General features: G+C 63.8%; 24 protein-coding genes. 6 read left to right on the top strand and 18 right to left on the bottom strand.

What is annotated here, in order from left to right; genetic code table 11:
- Positions 1 to 14: 14 nt before the first annotated feature.
- The 10 genes from AC6I9R_RS09955 to aptA form a co-directional block, all read right to left on the bottom strand.
- Positions 15 to 1010, bottom strand: a complete 996-nt coding sequence (locus AC6I9R_RS09955) for an ABC transporter substrate-binding protein (RefSeq protein WP_461425416.1) — start codon at positions 1008 to 1010, stop codon at positions 15 to 17.
- A 66-nt stretch (positions 1011 to 1076) separates the two neighbouring features.
- Positions 1077 to 1904: an ABC transporter permease gene (locus AC6I9R_RS09950; RefSeq protein ID WP_461426600.1), complete on the bottom strand. Its 828-nt coding sequence runs from the start codon at positions 1902 to 1904 to the stop codon at positions 1077 to 1079.
- A gap of 166 nt (positions 1905 to 2070) precedes the next feature.
- A complete protein-coding gene (locus AC6I9R_RS09945; protein ID WP_461426599.1) occupies positions 2071 to 2973 on the bottom strand; it encodes an ABC transporter permease in 903 nt (300 codons plus the stop codon).
- A 168-nt stretch (positions 2974 to 3141) separates the two neighbouring features.
- Positions 3142 to 3960, bottom strand: coding sequence for an ABC transporter ATP-binding protein (locus AC6I9R_RS09940; RefSeq protein WP_461425415.1), 819 nt, complete (start codon positions 3958 to 3960; stop codon positions 3142 to 3144).
- Positions 3961 to 4063: 103 nt separating this feature from the next.
- Positions 4064 to 5527, bottom strand: a complete 1464-nt coding sequence (gene hydA, locus AC6I9R_RS09935; protein WP_461425414.1) for a dihydropyrimidinase — start codon at positions 5525 to 5527, stop codon at positions 4064 to 4066.
- Between the two features lie 49 nt (positions 5528 to 5576).
- Positions 5577 to 5831, bottom strand: a complete 255-nt coding sequence (locus AC6I9R_RS09930) for a hypothetical protein (RefSeq protein WP_461425413.1) — start codon at positions 5829 to 5831, stop codon at positions 5577 to 5579.
- A complete protein-coding gene (locus AC6I9R_RS09925) occupies positions 5828 to 7078 on the bottom strand; it encodes a Zn-dependent hydrolase (RefSeq protein ID WP_461425412.1) in 1251 nt (416 codons plus the stop codon). The genes AC6I9R_RS09930 and AC6I9R_RS09925 overlap by 4 nt, the downstream gene beginning before the upstream one ends.
- Before the next feature lie 9 nt (positions 7079 to 7087).
- Complete coding sequence (locus AC6I9R_RS09920) at positions 7088 to 7369, bottom strand: cupin domain-containing protein (protein WP_461425411.1); 282 nt, start codon at positions 7367 to 7369, stop codon at positions 7088 to 7090.
- Positions 7369 to 7755 carry an ACT domain-containing protein gene (locus tag AC6I9R_RS09915; RefSeq protein WP_461425410.1) on the bottom strand — a complete coding sequence of 129 codons (387 nt, stop codon included), beginning with the start codon at positions 7753 to 7755 and terminating at the stop codon, positions 7369 to 7371. The genes AC6I9R_RS09920 and AC6I9R_RS09915 overlap by 1 nt, the downstream gene beginning before the upstream one ends.
- Positions 7756 to 9087: an omega-aminotransferase AptA gene (gene aptA / locus AC6I9R_RS09910; RefSeq protein WP_461425409.1), complete on the bottom strand. Its 1332-nt coding sequence runs from the start codon at positions 9085 to 9087 to the stop codon at positions 7756 to 7758.
- Between the two features lie 214 nt (positions 9088 to 9301).
- Between aptA and AC6I9R_RS09905 the strand changes: the two genes are divergently transcribed.
- A complete protein-coding gene (locus tag AC6I9R_RS09905; RefSeq protein WP_461425408.1) occupies positions 9302 to 9919 on the top strand; it encodes a TetR family transcriptional regulator C-terminal domain-containing protein in 618 nt (205 codons plus the stop codon).
- Here the strand turns inward: AC6I9R_RS09905 and AC6I9R_RS09900 are convergent.
- From AC6I9R_RS09900 to AC6I9R_RS09885, 4 genes are read right to left on the bottom strand one after another with little or no spacing between them, the layout of a single operon-like run.
- On the bottom strand, positions 9903 to 10322 hold the full coding sequence (locus tag AC6I9R_RS09900; RefSeq protein WP_461425407.1) for a VOC family protein: 420 nt from the start codon (positions 10320 to 10322) through the stop codon (positions 9903 to 9905). The two genes, AC6I9R_RS09905 and AC6I9R_RS09900, sit on opposite strands and share 17 nt — an antisense overlap.
- The gene (gene preA, locus AC6I9R_RS09895; protein ID WP_461425406.1) at positions 10319 to 11623 is read right to left on the bottom strand and encodes an NAD-dependent dihydropyrimidine dehydrogenase subunit PreA; all 1305 of its coding nucleotides are present in this window, start codon (positions 11621 to 11623) and stop codon (positions 10319 to 10321) included. The genes AC6I9R_RS09900 and preA overlap by 4 nt, the downstream gene beginning before the upstream one ends.
- 15 nt (positions 11624 to 11638) lie before the next feature.
- A complete protein-coding gene (locus tag AC6I9R_RS09890) occupies positions 11639 to 11953 on the bottom strand; it encodes a hypothetical protein (protein WP_461425405.1) in 315 nt (104 codons plus the stop codon).
- On the bottom strand, positions 11950 to 13284 hold the full coding sequence (locus AC6I9R_RS09885) for an NAD(P)-dependent oxidoreductase (protein ID WP_461425404.1): 1335 nt from the start codon (positions 13282 to 13284) through the stop codon (positions 11950 to 11952). Before AC6I9R_RS09885 ends, AC6I9R_RS09890 begins: the two co-directional genes overlap by 4 nt.
- A 255-nt stretch (positions 13285 to 13539) precedes the next feature.
- On the opposite strand from AC6I9R_RS09885, the gene accB reads away from it, so the two are divergent.
- The 3 genes from accB to aat all read left to right on the top strand — a co-directional run bounded on the left by accB (position 13540) and on the right by aat (position 16464).
- On the top strand, positions 13540 to 14037 hold the full coding sequence (gene accB / locus AC6I9R_RS09880) for an acetyl-CoA carboxylase biotin carboxyl carrier protein (protein WP_461425403.1): 498 nt from the start codon (positions 13540 to 13542) through the stop codon (positions 14035 to 14037).
- A gap of 18 nt (positions 14038 to 14055) precedes the next feature.
- A complete protein-coding gene (gene accC, locus AC6I9R_RS09875; RefSeq protein ID WP_461425402.1) occupies positions 14056 to 15399 on the top strand; it encodes an acetyl-CoA carboxylase biotin carboxylase subunit in 1344 nt (447 codons plus the stop codon).
- 426 nt (positions 15400 to 15825) lie between these two features.
- Positions 15826 to 16464 (top strand): leucyl/phenylalanyl-tRNA--protein transferase, encoded by a 639-nt coding sequence (gene aat / locus AC6I9R_RS09870; protein ID WP_461425401.1) that lies wholly within the window; start codon positions 15826 to 15828, stop codon positions 16462 to 16464.
- Here aat and AC6I9R_RS09865 read toward each other — a convergent pair.
- The 3 genes from AC6I9R_RS09865 to AC6I9R_RS09855 all read right to left on the bottom strand — a co-directional run bounded on the left by AC6I9R_RS09865 (position 16461) and on the right by AC6I9R_RS09855 (position 17911).
- Positions 16461 to 17009: a DUF2155 domain-containing protein gene (locus AC6I9R_RS09865; RefSeq protein ID WP_461425400.1), complete on the bottom strand. Its 549-nt coding sequence runs from the start codon at positions 17007 to 17009 to the stop codon at positions 16461 to 16463. The genes aat and AC6I9R_RS09865 overlap by 4 nt on opposite strands.
- On the bottom strand, positions 17009 to 17464 hold the full coding sequence (mlaD, locus tag AC6I9R_RS09860; protein WP_461425399.1) for an outer membrane lipid asymmetry maintenance protein MlaD: 456 nt from the start codon (positions 17462 to 17464) through the stop codon (positions 17009 to 17011). Before mlaD ends, AC6I9R_RS09865 begins: the two co-directional genes overlap by 1 nt.
- A gap of 69 nt (positions 17465 to 17533) precedes the next feature.
- Positions 17534 to 17911 carry an NADH:ubiquinone oxidoreductase subunit NDUFA12 gene (locus tag AC6I9R_RS09855; RefSeq protein ID WP_461425398.1) on the bottom strand — a complete coding sequence of 126 codons (378 nt, stop codon included), beginning with the start codon at positions 17909 to 17911 and terminating at the stop codon, positions 17534 to 17536.
- A gap of 280 nt (positions 17912 to 18191) precedes the next feature.
- Between AC6I9R_RS09855 and AC6I9R_RS09850 the strand changes: the two genes are divergently transcribed.
- Together AC6I9R_RS09850 and AC6I9R_RS09845 are read left to right on the top strand one after the other, a co-directional pair.
- Positions 18192 to 19484 carry an O-acetylhomoserine aminocarboxypropyltransferase/cysteine synthase family protein gene (locus tag AC6I9R_RS09850; protein WP_461425397.1) on the top strand — a complete coding sequence of 431 codons (1293 nt, stop codon included), beginning with the start codon at positions 18192 to 18194 and terminating at the stop codon, positions 19482 to 19484.
- 251 nt (positions 19485 to 19735) lie between these two features.
- Entirely contained in the window at positions 19736 to 22963 is a 3228-nt protein-coding gene (locus tag AC6I9R_RS09845) for a hypothetical protein (RefSeq protein ID WP_497863112.1), read from the top strand.
- 79 nt (positions 22964 to 23042) lie between these two features.
- Here AC6I9R_RS09845 and mgtE read toward each other — a convergent pair whose 3' ends face one another.
- Positions 23043 to 24428, bottom strand: a complete 1386-nt coding sequence (gene mgtE, locus AC6I9R_RS09840) for a magnesium transporter (protein ID WP_461425395.1) — start codon at positions 24426 to 24428, stop codon at positions 23043 to 23045.
- Positions 24429 to 24432 lie beyond the last annotated feature (4 nt).

Here is a 24432-nt window from a genome sequence, read left to right as displayed (position 1 = left end):
TCACATGGGCAGGATTACTCCGCCAGCGCAGCGTCCGTGATCACATGGGTGAACGCGCCCACAGGCTCTGCCGAGATCACCGGGTCCGAGCCGCCCGCCAACAGCGTATCCACCGTGCGCTGGTAGGCTTCCTCGTCCAGACGGCCATCGCCGCCCTCAACAAGCAAGGCGATCTCCCCCATCATCCGCAACTGATGCTCCTCGGTCTGGGCACCGGTCTCGTCATAATCGAGCACGATCATCGCTGCCTCATCGGGGTTCTCCGCGGCCCAGGCCCATCCCCGCATCGACGCGCGCACAAACCGCGCCATGCGGTCGACGAACTCTGGATCCTCCAGGTTCTCTTCCAACGCCCAGATGCCGTCTTCCAGGGTGGAAACGCCGTAGTCCTCATAGCGGAACGTCACCAGCTCCTCCGGCGTCACGCCCGCGTCGATCACCTGCCAATACTCGTTGTAGGTCATCGTCGACATGCAATCGGCCTGGCGCTGCAACAACGGATCCACGTTGAAGCCCGCCTGCAACAGCGTCACGCCATCCTCGCCACCTTCCACGCCGATGCCGAGCTGCGACATCCAGCTCAGGAACGGATATTCGTTACCGAAGAACCAATGCGCCACCGTGTGACCGGCCAGATCGGCAGGCTCGGTGATGCCGCTATCGGCCCAACAGGTCAGCATCAGGCCAGAGCGCACAAACGGCTGCGCGATGTTCACCACGGCCAAGCCGTTCTCGCGCGCGGCCAATGCAGACGGCATCCAGTTCAGCATCACGTCGGCACCGCCGCCCGCAAGAACCTGCGGCGGCGCAATGTCCGGCCCGCCGGGAATGATGTTCACCGTCAGCGCTTCCTCGTCGTAATACCCGTTCTCCAACGCCGCATAATAGCCCGCGAACTGCGCCTGGGTGACCCATTGCAGCTGCAAGTTGACCTCCGCCGCATGACCATCCGCAAACGCCATACCGCCGCTTGCCAAAAGCGCCGCGGCGCCAAATGTCAGATGTTTCATCGTATTTCCCTCCAGTTTGGTTGTCGTTTTTTATCTCAATCGCGCCATGATCCCCTCGGCGTCCCCTCAGGCGCGCGAACTCCGTTGTGACGGGTGCCAGAATGTCAGTTGCCGCTCCGCCAGCGCCATCAGACCATAAAGACCCGAACCCGCCAGGGCCGCGACCGTAATCTCGGCCCAGACCATATCCATGGCCAGTCGCCCCACCTCGATCTTGATCCGAAAGCCCATGCCCACCGTGGGTGAGCCGAAAAATTCAGCCACAATAGCCCCGATTAGCGCAAGGGTTGTGCAGATTTTCAAGCCATTAAACAGGAACGGCATCGCCGTGGGCAGGCGCAGTTTCATCAGCGTCTGCCCGTAGCTGGCCGCATAGGTGTGCATCAGATCGCGTTGGATCGCGTCGCTTTCCTTCAGCCCCTGCACCGCATTAACCAGCATCGGGAAGAAGACCATCGCCACGACAACGGCGACCTTCGACGACGGCCCAAACCCGTACCACATCACCAAAATCGGCGCCGTGCCCACAATCGGAAGCGCCGCGATGAAATTGCCCACCGGCAAAAGACCCCGTTGCAAAAACCGCGACCGGTCGATGGCCAGCGCCGTCAGCACAGCCAGACCGCACCCGAGCACATATCCCACAAGCGCGCCCCGCACGATGGTCTGCACGAAATCCGCCCAAAGCGTGGATAAATTGGCCGCGAAGGCCGCGGCAATAGCAGAGGGCGCGGGCAGGATAACCGGGCTGACCTCATAGAGGCGCACCGCCACCTCCCAAAGGGTTAACAGCGTTAACCCAAAAAGCACCGGCACCAAAATCCGCGCGCCCGAGGCGTCCCTGCGCGCCAACCAGGCGTTCAAGGCCCAGGCCCCGAGCCAAATCGCCAACATGACGGTCAATCGCCAATCAAATAGAGCCGTGGCCGCAACGCCCCCCGCCAGGACAACAGGCGCGACACCACCGCCGCCGCTGCGCGCAAGGGACGTCATGGGCACAGGCTCCCTGCTTCATCTTGCCAAATACAACTCACTCCCGTCCTCACCACACGCGCGCCGCTCATCGGTCCAACCCCATGCGCCGCAACGTCGCCCGCTCCACCGCGCCCAACACGCTCACCAGCACCGCTGCGCAGATCGCCGCCATGAACAGCGCGCTCCAGATCTGAATCGTCTGGCCGTAATAACTGCCGGTCAAAAGCCGCGCGCCCAGGCCGAACCGCGCGCCCGTCGGCAGCTCTGCCACGATGGTGCCCACCAGCGCCGCCGCGATGCCGACTTTCAGCGAGGCAAACAGAAACGGGACCGAGGCCGGTAGCCGGAGTTTCCAGAACGTCTCGGCCCGGCTGGCCGAGTACGTCCGCAACAAATCCAGATCCATCGCGCCGGGGCTACGCAGCCCCTTCACCATGCCCACAACGACCGGGAAGAACGAAAGATACGCCGATATCAAGGACTTGGGAACCAGCCCCGTCAGCCCCACGGCGTTCAGAACCACGATCACAATCGGCGCGATGGCAAGGATCGGGATGGTTTGCGACGCAATCGCCCAGGGCATCACACTCATATCCATCGCCCGGTTGTGGACAATCGCAACAGCCAGAAGCATCCCCGCAAGCGTCCCGATCACAAAGCCCAAAAGCGTCGGCGCGAGGGTTTGGAAGGCATGGAACCACAGGCTGCGCGGGTTGGGGCGTAGCTCTCCACGTCGCTCTCGGAACATCGCCTCGCCAAAGGTGGTGTTGTAGAGCTCAATCGCGACTTGATGGGGCGCCGGCAGGCGCGGGCGTTCCTGCCACATCGTGTCCTGGAACAACTCAGAGGCCGTCACCTCCAGCCCCCGCCGCTCCGCCTGATCGAGCGTCCAGGCCCGGTTCATGTTGTAGGCCGCGGCGTACCAGATCGCGATGATCACGCCGACCACGACCAGGATCGGCAACACCGCCCCGGTGATCCGCCGCATCGCCAGGCAAAAGGCGCAGGGCGCGTCGGGCTCTGCCACGGCCGTCATGGCGCGCAACCTTCGCATTTGCGCACGCTCTCGCCACATGTCAGCCACCGGGGTGCGCAAATCGCGTGTGTACAGACTGTGTACAGGCTGTGCCGCGCGGGTGTACGGCGAAAATACGGGCTAGTCGTCATAGGCATGCCCCTCGCGCAGCCCCTCGCGGACCCGGTGGGCGAGGGCCAAAAATTCCGGCGTGTCGCGGATATCGAGCGGCCTTTCGCGCGGCAAATCGCTCTCGATGACATCGGTAATCCGCCCCGGACGCGGCGACATGACGACGATCTTGGTCGAGAGGTAAACCGCCTCCGGGATCGAGTGCGTGACGAAGCCAATCGTCTTCTCCGTCCGCGCCCAAAGCTTCAGAAGTTCCTCGTTCAACCGGTCCCGCACGATCTCATCCAACGCGCCGAAGGGCTCGTCCATCAGCAGGATATCCGCATCAAACGCGAGCGCCCGCGCGATGGAGGCGCGCTGCTGCATGCCGCCCGATAGCTGCCAGGGGAATTTCTTGCCAAACCCTTCCAGATCAACGAGTTGCAAGACGTTGTTCACCCGCTCCTGCTGGTCGGCGGCGGAGTATCCCATGATCTCCAACGGCAGCTTGATGTTCTTCTCAATCGTCCGCCACGGGTAGAGCCCCGCGGCCTGAAACACATACCCGTAAGCGCGCGCTTTGCGAGCCTCGTCCGGCGTCATGCCGTTGACGGTGACCTCGCCGCCGGTGGGCTGCTCCAACGCCGCAATGACCCGCAGAAAAGTGGTCTTCCCGCAGCCCGAAGGGCCAATAAAGGAGACGAAGTCGCCCTTGTTGATATTCAGCGACACGTCCGACAGCGCCTGAACCGGGCCGTCGTTGGTCTGAAACGTCAGGTCGAGGGATTGGGCTTGAATGACAGGTGACATCGCGCCCGGATTACCGTTTGTGTTCAACGTATTGCTCATAGGGCTGCCCCCGGCCGCGGGTGGGGGTGAAGCCCCCGCCCGGGGGGGCGGTCGGGGGCTGCCCGGCGTGCCGCCGGGCGGGACTGCTTTTCAAAAACGGAGCTCAAACCCCCGCCGGAATGTTCATCGGATCACGCTCGATCTTGCGCGGCGTATTGAGCGATTTCCACTTGCTGAGCGCCTGGCTCGCGCTCGCCGCAGGCGGGCGTTTCACGAAACGGCCTCGGCCCGGTTGCGGCTGGCTGTTCTGCCCCGCCGCCCAAACCACATCCCCGCGTGACAGCGTGTAGCGGGGGGAGGCGCTGACCTCCATCCCCTCGAACACATTGTAATCAAGGATAGATTTCGCCGTAGACGTCGCAATCGTGCGGCCAAGTTTTGGGTCCCACACCACCACATCGGCGTCACCGCCGACGTTGATACCGCCCTTCAGCGGGTAGATGTTGAGGATCTTGGCGATGTTGGACGACGTCACCGCGACGAATTCCTCGGGCGTCAAACGGCCCGTCTCGACGCCGCGCGTCCAGAGCATTGCCATGCGTTCCTCCAGCCCGCCGGTGCCGTTGGGGATCATCGCGAAGTTGTCGACGCCCATCCGCTTTTGCTCGTCGGTGAAGGCCGCGTGGTCCGTGGCCACAACCTGCAGAGAGCCCGCCGCGAGGCCTGCCCAAAGCCCGTCCTGGTGGTCCTTGGACCGGAACGGCGGCGACATCACGCGGCGCGCGGCGTATTGCCAATCCTTGTTGAAATACTCGGACTCGTCGAGCGTCAGGTGCTGGATCAACGGCTCGCCAAAGACCCGCATCCCCTTCTGGCGCGCGCGGCGGATGGCCTCGTGGGCCTGCTCGCAAGAGACGTGGACGATGTACAAAGGCGTGCCCGCCGCGTCCGCGATCATGATCGCGCGGTTGGCGGCCTCGCCTTCCACCTCCGGCGGGCGCGAATAGGCGTGGCCCTCAGGCCCGAAGACGCCCTCGGCCAGATATTTCTGCTGCAACTCGGCGACGATGTCGCCGTTCTCGGCATGGACGAGCGGCAAAGCGCCCAACTCGGCGCAGCGCTTAAACGAGGCGTACATCTCGTCGTCCTCGATCATCAACGCGCCCTTGTAGGCCATGAAATGCTTGAAGGTGTTGATGCCGCGCGTCTTAACGACCTCCTCCATCTCATTGAAAATGCTCTCATTCCAGCCGGTGATCGCCATGTGGTAGGAGATGTCGACGCAGATCTGATCCTTGGACTTGGCGTCCCACGCATCGATGGCGTTCAGCAGGCTACCGTCTTCACCGGGCAGGCAAAAATCCACCAGCATGGTCGTACCGCCGGCCGCGGCGGCGAAGGTGCCGGTCTCAAACGTCTCGGCCGCGGTCGTGCCCATGAAGGGCATTTCCAGGTGGGTATGGGGGTCAATGCCGCCGGGGATCACATAGGCCTCGGAGGCGTCGATGACCTCATCACCGCTGAGATTCTCTGCGATCTGGGCGATTTTCTCGCCCTCGATCAGCACGTCCGCCTTCCATTGACGGTCCGCGGTCACAATCGTGCCGCCCTTGATCACTTTGCTCATGGAACCCCCCAAGGTTGCTTTGGTTAATGCCGTTAACGCATGGCGCCCGTCAGCCCTGGGCCACCACGCAGATCATCCGTTGGTCGCGGGTCAGAAGTGGGATGTAAACGCTTTCGACCACATTGCGGTGCAGATACCAGTAGCAGCCGTCATCCTGGAGCCGGACCGAGTTGGTATCCTGGCCCGGCGCCACCAGCGCCAGCACCTCTTCAGGCAGGATCTCGCTTTCACCCTCAGGCGTGGGCGTCACACAGCCCGTAAGTGCCAGGCATGCGCCTACTGCCAGCCAAATCTTTGAATTCATGTTACAATCTCCGCCGTTTCCACGACCGCATGGAACAGGACATTCGCACCGGCCGCCGCCCATTCCGGGCTTATTTCTTCGGCCTCGTTATGGCTCAACCCGTCCACGCAGGGACACATCACCATCGCCGTCGGGGCCACATCATTGATCCAGCACGCATCGTGCCCTGCCCCGGATACGATATCCATGTGACTATATCCAAGCCTTTCAGCCGCTTGTCGGATCGCCGTGACACATTTGTCGCCAAAGGCGGGCGGGTTGAACTGACCGACGATCTCGGCCTCGAAGCTGACGCCGATGTCGTCGCAGAGTTTCGGGGCGCGTTCCATCAGCTCGGCTACCATGGCTTCGAGCTTGTCGAGAATGTGCGTGCGCATATCGACGGTGAAGACGACCTTGCCAGGGATGATGTTGCGCGAGTTGGGGTAGACGTCGATGTGGCCGATGGCACCCACGGCGTTGGGCTGGTTTTTCATGGCGATTTCGTGGACCAGTTCAGTCACAAGCGCGAGGCCACGACCGGCGTTCTTGCGCATGTGCATGGGCGTGGAGCCGGTGTGGCTTTCCTTGCCCGTCACCGTGCATTCGATCCAACGCAGGCCTTGGCCGTGGGTGACGACGCCCACGTCCTTGCCCTCAGCCTCCAAGATCGGGCCCTGTTCAATGTGCAACTCGAAGAAGGCGTGCATCTTGCGGTTGCCGACGGGCTCATCACCGACCCACCCGATGCGTTTCAGCTCGTCGCCGAACTTTTTGCCATCGGCATCGACGCGGTCATAGGCCCAATCCTGCGTGTGTTTTCCGGCGAAGACACCGCTCGCCAGCATGGCGGGGGCGTAGCGCGTGCCCTCCTCATTCGTCCAATTGGTGACCACGATAGGATGCTTGGTCTTAATCCCCAAGTCATTGAGAGAGCGGATGATTTCGAGCCCGCCGAGGACGCCCAAAACCCCGTCGTACTTGCCGCCCGTGGGTTGTGTATCAAGGTGCGAGCCCACGTAGACCGGCAGCGCGTCGGGGTCCGTGCCCTCACGGCGCGCAAACATGTTGCCCATCGTATCCACACCCATCGTACATCCCGCCGCATCGCACCAGGTTTGGAATAACGCGCGCCCTTCGGCGTCTTCATCCGTCAGCGTCTGGCGGTTGTTGCCGCCAGCGATGCCGGGGCCGATCTTGGCCATTTCCATGAGGCTGTCCCACAGGCGGGCGCCGTCGATCTTCATGTTTTCTGCGGGCGATGCCATGGGGTTTCCTTACTTCAGTTCCGTCTCGATAAACGTCATCGGCGCTGTGCCGCCATTGATCACGTTGTGCTCCACGCCTTGGTCGCGGCGGTAGACCGTTCCAGCCTCGATGAAGACCTCTCGCGTCTCGCCACCGGGCTCTTCCAGGCGCATCTGGCAATCGGTCAGCGTGGTGATGACGTAGTCCATGCCGTGGATGTGCCAGCCGGTCTCGTCGCCCGGGGCGAAGTCGAAGCGGGTGACGCGGACGCGGGCTTCATCGATCAGGGTTGTGGCGGTTGCCTCTGCCATCAGTTCGGCTCCTCCTCGGCCCTCTTGCGCAGGCGCAAGATTGCCTCCTCGCAGCGGTCCTCGGGGACGAAGATATGGTCGTGGAGCGTGGCGGCGATGACGTTGCAGGGAATGCCCGCCTCGGCGAGCGTGGTAGAGACGGCGGCGGTCAGGCCCACGCCTTCGAGGTCCGAGAAGACTTGCAAGGTGATCTGCACCATGGCCGGCTCATTCGCGGCGGCGGGTACGAGGACGGAGATCCCCTCGCCCTCCCGAAACATCGCCTGGACATCTGTTAACGCCGTTAACTCCTGAGCCGAGACGGTGCGAAACGCCCAACGGCCCGGCATTTGCACGGGGTTCATCTGGGCGATCATCTGGGCGCTATCGCTGACCGTCTCTGCCATTCAGTCGAGCCCCTGCAAAACACTGCGGAGCGTGCCAAAGAGTTGATCTATCTCGGATTTCGAGATGATCAGCGGCGGCGACATGGCGATGATATCGCCGGTGGTGCGGATCAAAACGCCCTTGTCGTAGCAATCAAGGAAGGCCTGGAAGGCGCGTTTCGTGGGCTCTCCGGCGATGGGCTCTAGCTCCACTGCGCCGATCAGGCCTTCGCTGCGGATGTCGATTACATGGGGGCAGTCGCGAAGCGAATGCACACCGTCGGCCCAATAGGGCGCCAGTTCGGCGGCGCGCTCGAATAGCCCGTCTTCCTTGTAGGTCTCCAGCGTCGCGAGACCTGCGGCGGAGGCAATCGGATTGCCGGAGTAGGTGTAGCCGTGGAACAGCTCGATCAGGTGTTCCGGCCCGCCCATGAAGGCGTCGTGGATCTCTTTGGTGGCCAGCACTGCGCCCATAGGGATCACGCCGTTGGTCAGGCCCTTGGCCGTGGTGATGAGGTCGGGCATGACGTTGTAATGCTCAGCCGCGAAGCTGCTGCCAAGGCGCCCGAATCCGGTGATAACCTCATCAAAAATCAGGATAATTCCGTGCCGCGTGCAGATCTCGCGCAGGCGTTCCAAGTAACCCTTAGGGGGCATCAGCACGCCAGTGGAGCCCGCCATCGGCTCCACGATACAGGCGGCAATCGTTTCCGCCCCGTGCAGCGCCACGATGCGTTCCAATTCGTCGGCCAGATGCGCGCCATGCTCGGGCTGGCCTTTTACGAAGCGGTTCTGATCCGGCAGATGCGTCGCCGGAAGATGGTCCACCCCCGTCAGCAAGGAGCCGAAAACCTTGCGGTTGTTGACGATCCCGCCGACGGAGATGCCGCCGAAGTTCACCCCGTGGTAGCCGCGCTCACGCCCGATCAACCGGGTGCGGGACCCCTGCCCGATCGCCCGCTGATACGCGATCGCGATCTTTAACGCCGTCTCAACACTTTCTGAGCCAGAGTTGGTGTAGAACACATGCTCGAAAGGCTTCGGGGCCATGTCGCGCAAGCGGTTGGCCAGCTCGAACGCCTTGGGGTGGCCCATCTGGAAGGCGGGCGCGTAGTCCATCTCGGCGGCTTGCTTCTGGATCGCCTCCACGATGCGCGGCTGGTTGTGGCCGGCGTTGCAGCACCATAACCCGGCGGTGCCATCCAGCACCTGCCGCCCGTCGGCAGTCGTGTAATGCATCTTGTCGGCGCCCACGAACATGCGCGGCTGTTTCTTGAACTGCCGGTTTGCGCTGAACGGCATCCAAAAGGCGCTCAGGTCGTTGGGGACCGGGTTGCTGCGGTCGAGAGCCATGGCTTTTTCCCCCTGTTGCACCCTTTCGATGCAAATTCTTTTGACCAATTGGTCAAGGCTACGCTAGCAAATGAATCGTGCCAGTCAATGTTAACCACCCTCGCCCGCTGATAAACGATAACCCCGCCGGGGCTTATGGTTCCGGATGGAACAAGTTAGGCACCGAGCGAAACCAATTGCTGCGCCTTTGGGCAGCGTTTGAACAGGCGCATCGATGACAGCCCCCAAACCCCGGACCCGCATCCAGGAAAAAAACCGCGCGCTTGTGTTGGAAGCCGCGCTGGAGGTCTTTTCGACCCACGGGTTTCGCGGCGCCACCTTGGATGCGATTGCGTCTGAGGCCGGGCTGTCGAAACCCAATCTGCTGTACTATTTCGCCTCAAAAGAAGAGATCCACGTGACCCTGCTGGAGGGGTTGGTGGACACCTGGCTGGCCCCGCTGCGCGAGATGCGCGCCGAGGGCGATCCACAGGCCGAGCTGCTGGCCTACGTCCGGCGCAAACTGCAGATGAGCCGGGATTTCCCCCGTGAATCCAGGCTCTTCGCGCAAGAGATCGTGCAAGGCGCGCCGCGCATGGTCGACGGGTTGTCGACGGATCTGAAGGCGCTGGTGGATGAGAAAGCCGAGGTGATCCGCGCCTGGATGGAGGCTGGAAAAGTCGCCCCCTCAGACCCCCATCACCTGATCTTTTCGATCTGGTCGCTGACGCAGCATTATGCGGATTTTGACGTGCAGGTCCGCGCGGTCCTGGGCGACGGCCGCGATCCCTTGGCGGAGGCCGAGGTCTTCCTCGACACGCTTTTCACCCGCCTGCTTACGCCTCGATCTTAGAGGTCTTGAAGTCCTCGATCTCGATCCCTTCGGCCTCAGCGGCGTCGAAATCCACGTGCAAGTGGTTGCCGTCGGGATCCCAAACATTGACCTGGACCAGCGGCATATCGGGCACGCGGACCACGCGAAACGCCTCCCCAGCCGCCTGTAATCGCTCCAGAAAATCGCCGAGGCCCTTGGCACGGAAGGCCGCGTGTTCTAGCGCCAGGTCACTGGCCTCGGGCGGTGGTGTGGCGACCTCGACCAGATGCACCACCGGGACATCGCCCGCATAAATCCAGGCACCGGCGAAGGGAAAATTCGGCCGGTAGCCGCTCTTCATCAGCAAAATCTCTTCATACCAGGCGATCATTTTGCCCAGTTGCACCGTTTGCAGGTTAACATGATCAAGACGCTCGATCATTCCGCCGCGTCCAAGCGGCCCGGGTTGTGGGGGTGGGTCGTCCAGTTGGCGTAGTCGGGCGAGACCGGCGTGCCGGTCCGCGGGTCGACCGCGCCCGCGTCCATCTCGACCATGGTGATGCAATCCTCCACCGGGCAGACATTCACGCAGAGGTTGCAGGCCACGCATTCCGCGTCGATCACTTCAAACACCCGGTCCGCGCTCATAGAAATCGCCTGATGCGAGGTGTCCTCGCAGGCCGCGTAACAGCGTCCGCATTTGATGCAGGCGTCCTGGTCGATCTTGGCTTTTGCCACGTAGTTGAGGTTCAGATACTGCCAATCCGTCACGTTCGGCACCGCGCGTCCAACCAAGTCGTCCAAAGAAATCTCTTTCTCATCAAGGTACTGGGACAGGCCGCTGATCATTTCCTCGACGATCTTGAAGCCGTAGGTCATCGCCGCCGTGCAGACCTGCACGTTGCCCGCACCGAGGGCCATGAACTCTGCCGCGTCGCGCCAGGTGGTCACCCCGCCGATGCCAGAAATCGGCAGGCCGTGGGTTTCCGCGTGCCGCGCGATCTCGGAGACCATGGACATGGCAATCGGCTTGACCGCCGGGCCGCAGTAGCCGCCGTGGGAGCCTTTTCCGCCAATCGACGGCTCAGGCGACATCGTGTCCAGATTGACCGAGGTGATGGAGTTAATGGTGTTAATCAATGAGACCGCGTCGGCCCCGCCCCGCATCGCCGCCGCCGCAGGTTTGGTAATGTCGGTGATGTTGGGCGTCAGCTTCACGATCACAGGCTTGGAGTAATATTGCTTGCACCAGCGCGTCACCATCTCAATGTATTCAGGGACTTGGCCCACAGCCGCGCCCATGCCGCGCTCGGACATGCCATGGGGGCAGCCGAAGTTCAGCTCGATCCCATCGGCGCCGGTCTCTTCAACCAAGGGCAGGATCGCTTTCCAGGCCTCCTCCTCGCAAGGCACCATGATCGACACGATCATCGCGCGGTCCGGGTAGTCTTCCTTAACGCGCTTAATCTCTTCGAGGTTGATGTAGAGGTCACGGTCGGTGATCAGCTCGATGTTGTTCAAACCAAGCAGCCGCCGGTCCGCGCCGTAAATGGCGCCGTAGCGCGGCCCATTGACGTTCACCACCGGCGGCCCCTCGGCCCCCAGGGTTTTCCAAACGACCCCGCCCCACCCGGCCTCGAACGCGCGGCGGACGTTGTATTCCTTGTCCGTCGGCGGCGCAGAAGCCAGCCAGAAGGGGTTGGGGGATGAGATGCCGAGGAAGTTGGACGTCAGGTCAGCCATGGGATCACTCTCCGGTTAGTCGATCAGACACAGCGCATAGACCCACAGGGTCAGGGGCTGAGCCTCATCTGATTGGTTGCGAACGGCCACGCGCCAGCGGCCATCGGCCAGCGGGTAATTGGCCAGAACGATGAAGGCCGCGTCGGTATCTGCGCCAGACATGCGGTAGCCGCCGCCTGTCAATTCGCCCTCGCGGCAGCCGACCGCGCGCGAAATCCGTTCGCCGGCGGCGACACGCGCGCGCTGGTATTCGTCGTCTTCACGGATGACATCGGCGAGGCCAGGCAAGGGCGCTGCGAGGAGCGTAGCGAGGAGGGTTGCGCGGATCATGACGACAGCCTTTCGTGGATATCTTCCGCCGCGTCGCGGCCCTCTGCCACGGCGGTCACGGTCAGGTCTTCGCCCCCCGCCGCGCAATCGCCCCCCGCCCAGACACCGTCCACGCTGGTGCGCCCTGGCCCGGTCACGGCGATCTTGCCGCCGTCCAAAGCCACCGCGTCCGGCGCCCCGTCCAGCGTCTGGCCGATCGCCTTCAAGACCTGATCGGCGGGGATTTCAAAGGTCTCTCCGGTGCCGCTGAGGCTGCGCCCTTCGCTGCGCGTGTATTCGCATTTTAGGGCCACGGCGGCCCCATTCCCCAAAACCTTCAGGGGCATCGCGTTGAAAATGAACCGCACGCCCTTGGAGGCCGCAAGATCTTGTTCATAGCGGCTCGCGGGCATCGCCGCGCGGTCGCGCCGGTAGACGACCGTGACGCTTTCGGCACCCAGAAGCTTGGACTGCACGGCGGCATCAATCGCCGTCATGCCGCCGCCGATCACCACCACGTTGCGCCCCACGGGCAGCACACCCAGATCGTCTGCCTGTCGCAGGTCGGCAATGAAATCCACGGCATCGGAGACGCCGTCTCGATCTTCGCCCTCGGCGCGCAGGGCGTTCACGCCGCCCAAACCCATGCCCAAGAACACGGCGTCGAACTCTGATTGCAGCCCGTCCAGGGTCAAATCGCGGCCCAGGGCGCGGCCCGTCTCCAAAGTGATGCCGCCGATCTTCATCAGCCAATCGACCTCCGCCGCCGCGAAATCATCGGTGCTTTTGTAAGACGCGATCCCGTATTCGTTCAGGCCACCGCCCTTGGGGCGCGCATCATAGATCACCACGTCATGGCCGTGCATGGCCAGGCGGTGCGCACAGGCAAGGCCCGCAGGCCCCGCGCCCACAACGGCCACCCGTTTGCCTGATGCCTCGGCACGGGAAAAGGGATGCACGCCCGCGCCCATCACCACATCGGTGGCGTAGCGCTGCAATTGGCCGATCAGCACCGGCTTACCCTCGGCGGCTTCGCGCACGCAGGCCTCTTCGCAGAGCGTTTCCGTCGGGCAGACGCGGGCGCACATGCCGCCCAGGATGTTCTGCTCAAAGATCGTCTTGGCCGCCGCCTCCGGCGTGCCGGTGGCGATTTGACGAATGAACAGCGGAATGTCGATATCTGTGGGGCAAGCCGTGATGCAGGGCGCGTCATGGCAGAAGTAACAGCGGTCGGCCGCCACCAGCGCCTCGTGATCATCAAGGGGCGCATGCAGATCGGTGAAGTTTTGCGCCAACTCGGACGCCTCAAGGCGCGCCGGCGCGATACCGGGGGTGAAGGGAGTGTTACGCATCGGGCCTCGCTTGAAACATGGCTGGACTGGGAATCAGGCTGGCACGGGTTCAAAAATTTATCAAACGGTAAAATTTCGTGAGGACCGCGTCCGTGGGGCAAAGGCCATATTATGCGCCAGAAACGCCGCATTATTGGGCAATCCCCCCTGCAAACGCCCGCGCAAGTCCCCACATATGACCCCACGCAGCGGGTTTTCCCCACGTCACCCCTGCGCTATAGCGCAAGTAAGCAACGACAGACGGGTAGGAGCATCATGGCAGAAAAGACGCACGATAACGACGTGGCCTTCATCAAGGCGCTGGCGGACGTATTGCGGGAAAACGACCTGACAGAACTGCACGTGAAGCGCGAATATGGTGAGAATGACTGGCTCAACGTCCGCGTTGCCAAGCAACCCGCACCAAGTGCCCCTGTGACGATGCAAGCGCCCCCCGCTGTTGCCGCCCCTGCCCCGGCAGCCCCTGCACCTGCCGCACCCGCCGCCGCTGCCCCGGCGTCCGAGGATCCCTCGCAAGCGCCCGGTGCCGTGACCTCTCCGATGGTCGGCACCGTGTATTTGCAGGCCGAGCCCGGGACGCCCGCCTTTGTCAGCGTCGGCGACAAGGTGTCCGAGGGGCAGACCCTGCTGATCATCGAAGCGATGAAAACGATGAACCAGATCCCGGCACCCCGCGCAGGCACCGTGAAGCGCATCGTCGTGGGCGACGGCGCCCCGGTCGAATTTGGCGCGCCGCTGATGATCATCGAATAGCCAAAAGGGGTTTTGCCCATGTTCCGCAAGATCCTGATCGCCAACCGGGGCGAGATCGCGCTTCGTGTCATCCGCGCTTGCCGCGAGATGGGCATCGAATCCGTCGCCGTACATTCCACCGCCGATGTCGACGCGATGCATGTGCGCATGGCCGACGAGAGCGTGTGCATCGGCCCGCCGCCGGGCACCGACAGCTACCTCAGCATGTCTGCGATCCTCTCGGCCTGTGAGATTACAGGCGCAGAGGCGATCCACCCGGGCTATGGCTTCTTGTCCGAGAACGCCGCCTTCGTGCAGGCGGTGGAAGACCACGGCATCAAGTTCATTGGCCCCTCGGCCGAACACATCCGCATGATGGGCGACAAGATCACCGCCAAGGAAACCGCGCTGGCGCTGGGGATTCCCTGCGTTCCGGGCTCTGCCGGGGGCGTGCCGACCGTGCAGGACGCGCGCAAGATCGGTGAGGATTTCGGCTATCCGGTCATCGTCAAGGCCACCGCAGGCGGCGGGGGGCGCGGCATGAAGCTGGCCAAATCCGCCGATGAAATCGACACCGCGTTCAAGTCTGCCCGGACCGAGGCGAAGGCCGCTTTCGGCAATGATGAAGTCTATATCGAGAAATACCTCGGCACCCCGCGCCATATCGAGGTGCAGGTCTTTGGCGACGGCAAGGGCCGCGCCGTGCATCTGGGCGAGCGCGATTGCTCGCTCCAGCGCCGCCACCAAAAGGTGTTTGAAGAGGCGCCCGGCCCCTCCATCACGCCCGAGATGCGAGACCATATAGGCATGATCTGCGCCAATGCTGTCGCCGAGATGAAATATGAAGGCGCAGGCACCATCGAGTTCTTGTATGAGAACGGTGAGTTCTTCTTCATCGAGATGAACACGCGCCTGCAGGTCGAACACCCGGTGACCGAGGCGATCATGGGCGTGGACCTTGTTCGCGAACAGATCCGCGTCGCCGCCGGAGAGGAGATGAGCTTCCGCCAGGAAGACCTGCAGGTGCAGGGCCACGCCATCGAGGTGCGCATCAACGCCGAGAAACTGCCCAACTTCTCGCCCTGCCCCGGTCGGATCAGCCAGTACCACGCCCCTGGCGGGCTTGGCGTGCGCATGGATAGCGCGCTTTACGACGGCTACAGTATTCCGCCCTACTACGACTCGCTGATCGCCAAGCTGATCGTCCAGGGACGTGACCGGCCCGAGGCGCTGGCCCGCCTGAACCGCGCGTTGGGAGAGCTGATCGTGGACGGCATCGACACGACGGTGCCGCTGTTTCACCAGTTGTTGCAGGCCGAGGCCGTGCAAACCGGTGACTACACGATCCACTGGCTGGAAAAGTGGCTGGAAGAGAACCTGTAGCGCACGACTACGTCTTTAAGGCGGACCGTTCCATTCAAGGCAGCGGGCTTTTGGCCGCAATCACCCGTAACACCGGACAAACCGGTGTCCCTCCAAGGGGGCACCGGTTGTCTGGTATCACGTACACGGGATGTGAGCGCGCGCCTCGTCTTGGCGCCGACCTTGCAAGCGGGGTGAGGTCCGCTGGCAAATGAGCGCCGGAGAAAGTCCTGAAAAGACCCTCAAGTCGCGCCGTCTGTGCAAAGGTTGTTCACCGTCATTCCCGCTGGGAACAGCTGGCCAAAGGGTCAGCCCGGTGAAACGTCCTTGAGCGACAATAAACAATAACAGTCTTAATGCCGGGTTAAGTGGATAGAAAAAAACGAAACTACACAATTTCCCAAGTTTTAATGGGCTTTTTAGTGCCAGACACCTATGTCTGGCACAATGGCACATGACATGTATCCCAAGACGCGGCCGATCCTGACGCCGGACCTCATGGTCCGCGCCTACGCGGCGGGGATCTTTCCGATGTCGGAGGGCGCCGAGGACCCGGAGGTCTTCTGGGTCGACCCGCAGCGGCGCGGTGTCTTCCCTCTCAACGGGTTCCATATCTCGCGCTCACTGCGCCGACAGATCAACCGGGGCGGATACAGCGTTCATATCAATCGCGATTTTGCCAGCGTCCTGGAAGGTTGTGCGGATCGCGAGCCCACCTGGATCAACGCTGATCTGACCACCTGCTACCTGACGCTTCACGCCAAAGGCCTCGCCCATTCGGTCGAGATCTGGGATGAGGAGGGGATGGCGGGCGCCGTTTTCGGGGTCGTGCTGGGGGCTGCCTTCTTCGGCGAAAGCATGTTCTCGCGCCGCACCGGCGGGTCGAAACTGGCCTTGGCCCATCTGATCCACCGCCTGCGCGCGGGCGGCTTCACGCTTTTCGACACTCAATTCGTGACCGATCATTTGATGAGCCTTGGCGCCGTGGAATTGCCCCGCTCGGACTACCGCGCCGAATTGAGCCATGCGCTGATGCTACCCGCCGATTTCATGGCATTGCCCGAAGACGCGCCGCTGGTCGTCTAGGCTGAACACCCCAGAACCCAAACATCGTAGCGCGCATGCTCTAGCGCGTTCAACGCGGGGCTGGAGGCGATCATCCAGCCGTCGAACAGGCTTTCCCCTTCCAGATCAAGCACTTCCAGATGGGCGAAGGCGTCGCCCTCAGGGTCAGCAGTCGGGAAACGGCATTCGATAACCCGGATCGCGACGCGGCCAAAGACCACGGTCTGGCCCATCGACAATTCGATATCCGTGGGCTGGCCCAACATCTTGTCGAGCGCGCGCAACGACACCACCGCGCCCAATTCCGTGGCCGGTTGACTGATCGAGGTCACGGGGCCGGTGACGCCGGGAAAGGTCGTTAACGCGCCAGCCCCGCCCGTGCCGAGGTTCAACTCAATATCGCCCGTCGCGCCTTCTGACAGGGTCAGGCCGGTGCCGTCGCCCTGCCCGGTGTCCAGCTGGAAGCCGTCAAACGTGCCGTCACCATCAATGACGTCGAATTGCTGCGCCATGGCAGGCGCGGCGGAGACGAGGGCGGACAGGCATAAGGCACGGAAAACACGCATCAATTGTCCGCCGCTCCGCCGACAAACCGCAACAACAGCGTGATCAGGCTGACCGAGGATTGGGTATCAAGGATCTCTCCCCCCGCTTCCAGGTTGAACGGCGAGCCGCCGGGGATAACTTCGACGTAGGATCCCCCCAAAAGGCTCTCAGAAGCGATCGCGATGGCGCTGTCGTCGGGCAGGATGATGTCGCTGGCGACGGAAAACGTCGTCTCGGCCAGGAACGTCTGCGGGTTCAACTCCATCCCCGTGACGGTGCCGATCTGCACGCCGCCCAGGCGCACCTCGGTGCCCACGGTGATCCCTTCTGCCGAGCGGAACGCGGCAATCAGCTCGTAACTGCCCGCCGACGACGGCCCGCCAGGACCCGACGCGTAGAGGAAAAACCCCACAGCCGCCGCAAGCACGGCGCCGCCGGTGGCGATCTCGGTAAAAGAATACTCGGTCTCAGACATAGGGCTTCGATAGCCTGCAAGCAGGCTCAGGCCAAGGGGCGGAATTCAGATGGGCAGAAATGCGCGCGGCTATTCCGGCGTCCAGGCCTCATAATCGCGGCGCGGCGCAGGCTCTGCCCGGCGGATCGAGCCTGCGGGCGCATGGGCCATCCCAGTGCCGGTCAGGTTCGGCAGATGCGGCGTTTCCCAAGCCTTGTGGACCACGGGCTTTTCCGAGGGCGGCTCATCCCAGGTGCGGTGCAGCCAGCCATGCCATTCGGGATCGATCCGCGAGGCTTCGATGTCGCCGTTGAAGATCACCCAACGTTTGCTGTCATCGCCGTTGCGATAGAAGATATTGCCCTGCGCGTCCTCGCCCACTTTCTCGCCCTTTCGAGCGGTGAAAATCTGCGTGCCGATGGTTTGGCCGTTCCACCAGGTGAAGATACGATTGAGGATGCTGGCCATGGGTCATGTTCCGCGCGGTTTGGGTCGTTATGCCGGGTTGTGCCCTGTTGGGCGGGCGGCGTCCAGTGCCATGGGGTCGCGCTTGGGGCCTGGGGCAGGATTGAGTTGTTTTTGGCAAGATGAAGGAGCGGGCCGAGCGTTTTGGCAGGCGGGTGATTTGCAGAACATACGGTCTTGGATGGGGCTGAGATGTTGCGGGCCTTGGGCCGGGTGGCCTACAAGCGAGCGAAATTCGTTGGGCAGAGCGGCCCAACCTCAATTCAAACGGCGGAGAGACACCATGACAGACGGCCCCAGCTACGGCTTTGACACCCTTCAGATCCACGCAGGCGCGCGGCCCGACCCCGCCACCGGCGCGCGGCAGACGCCGATCTACCAGACCACGGCCTATGTCTTCCGCGATGCCGATCATGCGGCGGCTTTGTTCAATCTGCAGGAGGTGGGGTATATCTACTCGCGCCTGACCAATCCCACGGTTGCCGTGCTGCAGGAGCGGATCGCAACGCTTGAAGGTGGCGCGGGGGCTGTGTGCTGCTCGTCCGGTCACGCGGCGCAGATCATGGCGCTGTTCCCGATCATGGCGCCGGGGCGGAATGTTGTCGTCTCAACGCGCCTTTATGGCGGCACGGTTACGCAGTTCTCCCAGACCATCAAGCGCTTCGGGTGGGAGGCCAAATTCGTCGACATGGACGATCTGGATGCCGTGAAGGCTGCGATTGACGACGACACCCGCGCGATCTTTGGCGAGGCCATTGCCAACCCCGGCGGCTACATCATGGACGTGCGCGCCGTGGCCGATATCGCCGATGAGGCAGGCATCCCGCTGATCATCGACAACACGACGGCCACGCCCTACCTGCACCGCCCGATCGAGCATGGGGCCACGCTGGTCGTGCATTCCACGACCAAGTATCTGACCGGCAACGGCACCGTCACCGGCGGTTGCGTCGTCGATTCGGGGACGTTTGACTGGGGTGCCTCAGACAAGTTCCCCTCGCTCAGCGCGCCGGAGCCTGCCTACCACGGGCTAAAGTTCTCGGAGACGTTCGGGCCGTTGGCCTACACGTTCCACTCCATCGCCATCGGGTTGCGCGATCTGGGCATGACGATGAACCCCCAGGCCGCGCATTACACGCTGATGGGGATCGAGACGCTCAGCCTGCGGATGGAGCGGCATGTGGAAAACGCCCAGGCCATCGCCAAGTGGCTGGAGGACGACAGCCGCGTCGATTTCGTGACCTATGCGGGCCTTGAGAGCAGCCCGTATTTCCATCGCGTCAAGGACGTCTGCCCCAAGGGTGCGGGCGCGCTTTTCACCTTTGCCGTCAAGGGCGGCTACGACGCCTGCATCAAGCTGGTCGATTCGCTGGAGATCTTCAGCCATGTCGCCAACCTCGGCGATACGCGCTCGCTGATCATCCATTCGGCCTCCACCACCCACCGGCAATTGACGCCCGAACAGCAGGAAGCGGCGGGTGCCGCACCCAATGTGGTGCGCGTTTCCATCGGCACGGAGGACGTGAAGGACCTGATCGAAGACCTCGACCGCGCGCTCTCGGCGGCAACGAGCTAGGGGTTCGTTAACCAATTCGGCCTAATTTGGGGGCGGCGGGGCATGGGTTCCCGCCGCCCCTTTCGCTGGGTGCCGTTTTTCTTTGGCAAGCCAACCCCTTTTGCCATGCCCGCAAAAGGTTTAGTCTAAAAATCGCCGATGGGTGGGTTGCGGCGGCTGGAATGGTTTGACCCGCCGGGATTCCCCTGTAAGAGGGGGGATTGTGGCACTTGCGCCACGGCAAAGACGAAATATCGAGGTCTGACTTGACTGTGAATATTGCACTCTTCCTGTCGTCTGACGGCATCGCTCTGGCCCATCGCCAGTCGGCTGGCCATTGGGCAATGATCGGAGAGACGTCCCTTGATGTGCCGGACCTGAGCGCCGCATTGGCTGAGCTGCGCGCTCTTGCGGTCGAACGGGAGGGCGAAGCGTTTGGCACGCTTCTGGTGCTGCCAGACGACCAGATCCTCTATACCTCGCTGACCGCCCCGACATCGGACCCGGACCTGACCGCCTACCGGATCGAGGATGGCCTTGAAGGCCTGACACCCTACGCGGTGACCGAGCTGGAGTACGACTGGCGCACCCTGGAAGAGGATCGCGTGAAGATCGCTGTCGTCGCGCGCGAGACTTTGGACGAAGCGCGCGGGTTTGCGTCGCAATATGGCTTTGCAGGCAAAGGCTTTGCCGCGATGCCGCCGATGGAGCGGTTCCCGGGCGTGCCGACCTTCGATCTGGGCGACGAGGTGGAGGCGATGGGCTTCACCGCCGATGGCATCGCCTTTGGGCCTGATATGTTCGGCCAACCCGAGCCCGAGCCGGAGCCTGACCCAGAACCCGAGCCGGAACCGGAACCGGAAATTCAGCCAGCGCCGGAGGCCTCTGAGGCCGCCGAAGAACAGCGCCCGGAGCCGAGACCTGAGCCTCCCTCAGAACCCGAGGCAGCCGTTGAACTGGAAGCCGCCGCGCCAGAGGCGTCTGAAGCCCCCGAGCCGCCCGCCGCGCCGGAGGATCAGAACTCCGCGCTTGCCGAGGCCTTGCAGGTTGCTGCCGCGACCGCCGCAGAGCGCGAGGCCGCCGAAGCAACGCCAGTGCAACCCATTGATGATCCAAGCGTTTCCGGGCCCATCGCCCCGATTGCGTCCGATCCAAGTCCTGACACCACACCGGAACCGGCGGTACCGGACGCGCCCGCGCCTTCTGACGCCAAGGCCCCCCCGCCCCCTGCCGCCCCGGCGGAGGTTATCGGCGACGCGGGTGAGGATGACGACACGCTTCCTCCGGCCTTGTCACCTGCCGCCCTAACCGCCCGCCAACGGGCGCGCGCGTTACGCGGCGAACCAGCAGATACACCGACGCCCCCCGCACCGGGAACGTCCGGTCCCGTCTCGGCCACGCGCGGTCCAGCGACAGCGCCTGATGGCGTCGAGCGTCCGCTAGCAGCCCCCGACACGTCCCCGACAGCGCCCGACGCAACCCCTGCCAGACGTGCGATGCCGCCCCCCGCGCGGGGATCTTTGGTGGGACAGCGCAGCTCTCGCCTGGGTCTCGCGCATCCCGATGGACCTGCGAAAGCAGCCCCGCCCGCCTCGCCGCCAGCCCCCGAGCCGACGCCTGCGCCTGCGTCCGGCGCTGCCCCGATGCCGCGGCTGGCGGAACAATTGCAACGTGTGCGCAATGCCAGCAAGTCGCGGCCCACCGGCGCCCCGGCGGCGGCGGTGCAGCCGCCCCGTCCCCGGGTCGAGATCAAACCGCAGCCCAACCTCGGTTCCAGCGCCCCGCGACGCCCCTCGCCCTTTGACGCGCCAACCGACGCAGCTCCGGATGCGTCGCCCAAAACGGGTCGCCTTTCTGGGCTATTGAACCGGGACAAAGGCGGAATCGCGCCGAAGGCTGCGACGCCGGACGCGCCGGAAACATCCGCCGCAGCGCCTGCGGCGCGGACAAAGCCCTTGGGCGGCCTCTTGCGCCGCAGCCCCAAAGCCGACGCCGCCCCGGCGCCCGACGCCGCAGCCGTTGCCACGGGGGATGAGACTTTTTCGTCGGGCTTGTTGATGCGCAAGTCCGTGCGCCCCACGGGGGGCTCGTTCAAGACCGGGTTGGTGCTGACCGCGATCCTGTTGCTTCTTCTGGCACTCGTTGCGATCTGGTCGGCGATCTTCCTGCCCAACAGCGCCGTCGCCCGCCTGTTTGGCGCAGGCTCGCAAGAGGTCGCTACCACAGGCGGCTTGCCCGCGCCGGAGGTCACCTCGGCGCCACCGGTGATCGGAACAACGGCGGATGGCACGGCGGGTGTCGACGCGGTTGAACCGTCCCTGGCCGACGAAGCCGCCGCCGATGGGGTCGATCTGGCAGAGAATGATCCGACGGTCGTTGCAGATGCCGATCCGGTCGAGGTCGCCGCCGCTGTGGTGCCCGAGGATACCGAAGCCGCACTGCCGGACATTGACGCGGAATTGGATCTGCCGCCCCTGCCGGTCATCGATCAGGGCCTGAACCCCTCGGTGGAAGAGGCCGAGGCGCTCTATGCGGAGGACGGGATCTGGGCACGCTCGCCCGAGCGCCCGGATCTTGCGCCGTTCGACTTGCTGGACCGGGTCTACACCGCCTCAATCGACCCTGAGGTCAGCGCGTTTGACGCCGTTGCCTTGCCTGATCCCGGCGTGAACCCGGGCGAAACGCTGCGCCGGTTCCCACCGCCGCCGCCCTTCGGGACCGAGTTCGACCTCACAGAAGATGGCCTCGTGGCCGCCACGCCGCAGGGCGTTCTGACGCCCGAGGGCGCTTTTGTTATTCTGGGCACCCCGCCCGGCTTCGTTGCCATCCCGCGCCCGCGCGAAATCGCTCCGGCAGCGGCCCCTGCCGCGGAAGAGATCGAAGACGCGGTCCTGGGCACGTTCCGCCCGTCCGAGCGCCCCGAGGACCTGGCGGAAACCCGAGAGCGGCAGGTTCTGGGCGGCCTGACCCAGGTGGAATTGAGCGAGCGTCGGCCTGCTGCGCGACCCGCGTCTCCGCAAGAAGCTGCCGCACAGGCCTCCCTCTTTCCAGGCGGGGATGGCGGGGCCGATCCCGATGCCGTAGAGGCCGCCGTCGCCCAGGCGCTGGAGGGCACGGAACTGGCCGTGGCGCGGTCCCTGCTACCGCGCACTCGCCCCGGCAACATCGCTCAGATCGTGGCCAGCGCGGATCGCACGCCCACCGCAGCACCCACCGCCGTCGCGGCCTCCGCCGTAGCCGCTGGGCCCTCGATCCCGTCCAACGCCGATGTCAGCCGCGCCGCGACCGAGCGCAACGCAATCCGTCTGCGCAACGTGAACCTGATCGGGGTCAGCGGCTCCGCGTCAGACCGCCGCGCGCTGGTGCGCCTGTCCTCGGGCCGCTTTGTTCGCGTCACCGTCGGAGACCGTCTGGACGGCGGCCGGGTCGCCGCGATTGGCGAGACCACCCTTCAATACGTCCGCAGTGGCCGCACGGTGACGCTGGAAGTCCCCGGCTGACGCCCGCCTCCCCCCTTTTTTGTCATTCAATCTAAACCGTAACGACCCGTCGGGCGGTCGCGCTCCTCCTGTGCGACCCTCAAAGCAGCAAAAGCACCGCCAATCCAAGGAACGAGAAAAAGCCAACGATATCGGTCACCGTCGTCACAAAAGCGCCCGACGCCAGCGCAGGGTCGATCCGCAGGCGGTCGAGAATAACCGGCACCAGGATGCCCGCGAGGCCCGCGACGAGCAGGTTGATCACCATGGCCCCGCCGATCACCACGCCCAACAACGGCATCCCGAACCACACAACGCCCACGACCCCCATCACAACCGCGAAGATCGCGCCGTTGATCAGGCCGACGCCCGCCTCTCGCGTGATGACGCGCAGCAGGTTGGACGGCGTCAAATCCTTCGTCGCAATCGCGCGCACCGCCACGGTCAGGGACTGCGTGCCCGCATTGCCGCCCATCGACGCGACGATCGGCATCAGCACGGCAAGCGCCACGATGGTTGCCAGGGCGACCTCGAACTGCGCAATCACCAGCGATGCGATGATCGAGGTCACAAGGTTCACGAACAGCCACGGAAAGCGCTGCTTCGTGGTCTCGATCACACCGTCTGAAAGGCTCGATTCCTCGCCCACACCGGCCAGGCGCAGAATGTCCTCCTCGGCCTCCATATCCAGAACGATCATCGCGTCGTCGATGGTGATTACGCCCACGAGCCGCCCGTCGTCATCGACAACCGGCGCGGTGATCAGGTGATACTGGTTGAAGGCGTAGGCCACCTCTTCCTCGGGCTGACTTGCGGGAATGGGGCGAAAGCTGTCTTCCGTGATGTCAGCAAGCTTGACGCCGCGCACCGTCGCCAGCAACCGCCCCAGCATCACGTAACCCGTTGGCTTCATTCGGGGATCCGTGAGGATTACGTGGTAAAACTCTTCCGGCAAATGCCCGGCCTGGCCACGGATGTAGTCAATCGTCTCGCCGACGGTCCAATGCTCGGGCACCGCGACGATCTCGCGCTGCATGAGGCGACCGGCGGTATCCTCCGGGTAGCCCATCGCCGCTTCGACGGCGGCCCGGTCCGCGGGCTCTAGCGCGTCCAGAATGACCTCGACCTGATCTTCGGCTGCGTCTTCCAGAAGGTCGACCACGTCGTCGGAGTCCAACTCGCGTACCGCGACCGCGATCTGTGCGTCGGGCAGCAGGGTCAGGACTTCCTCGCGCAGGCCCTCCTCCAGCTCGGACAAGACCTCGCCATCGATCCCCGTCCATTGGGTCAGCCAGGCCTCGCGTTCCGCCGCCGAGACCTGCTCCAGCAAGTCCGCGATGTCGGCGGGGTGCAGCGGCTCCATCAGGGCGTCGATGGCCGCACCATCATGGGCCTCGACCGCCTCGCGCAGGCGCGCGCGTAGGGACTTGTCCAAGGCGTAGGCGTCGCGTGCGTCCTCGGTGAGTTCCTCGCCGTCCACTACCATGCGT

The organism is Gymnodinialimonas sp. (assembly GCF_059726805.1).
Note: the sequence above shows the minus strand (reverse complement) of the source record. Positions and strands in the feature narration are given on the sequence as shown.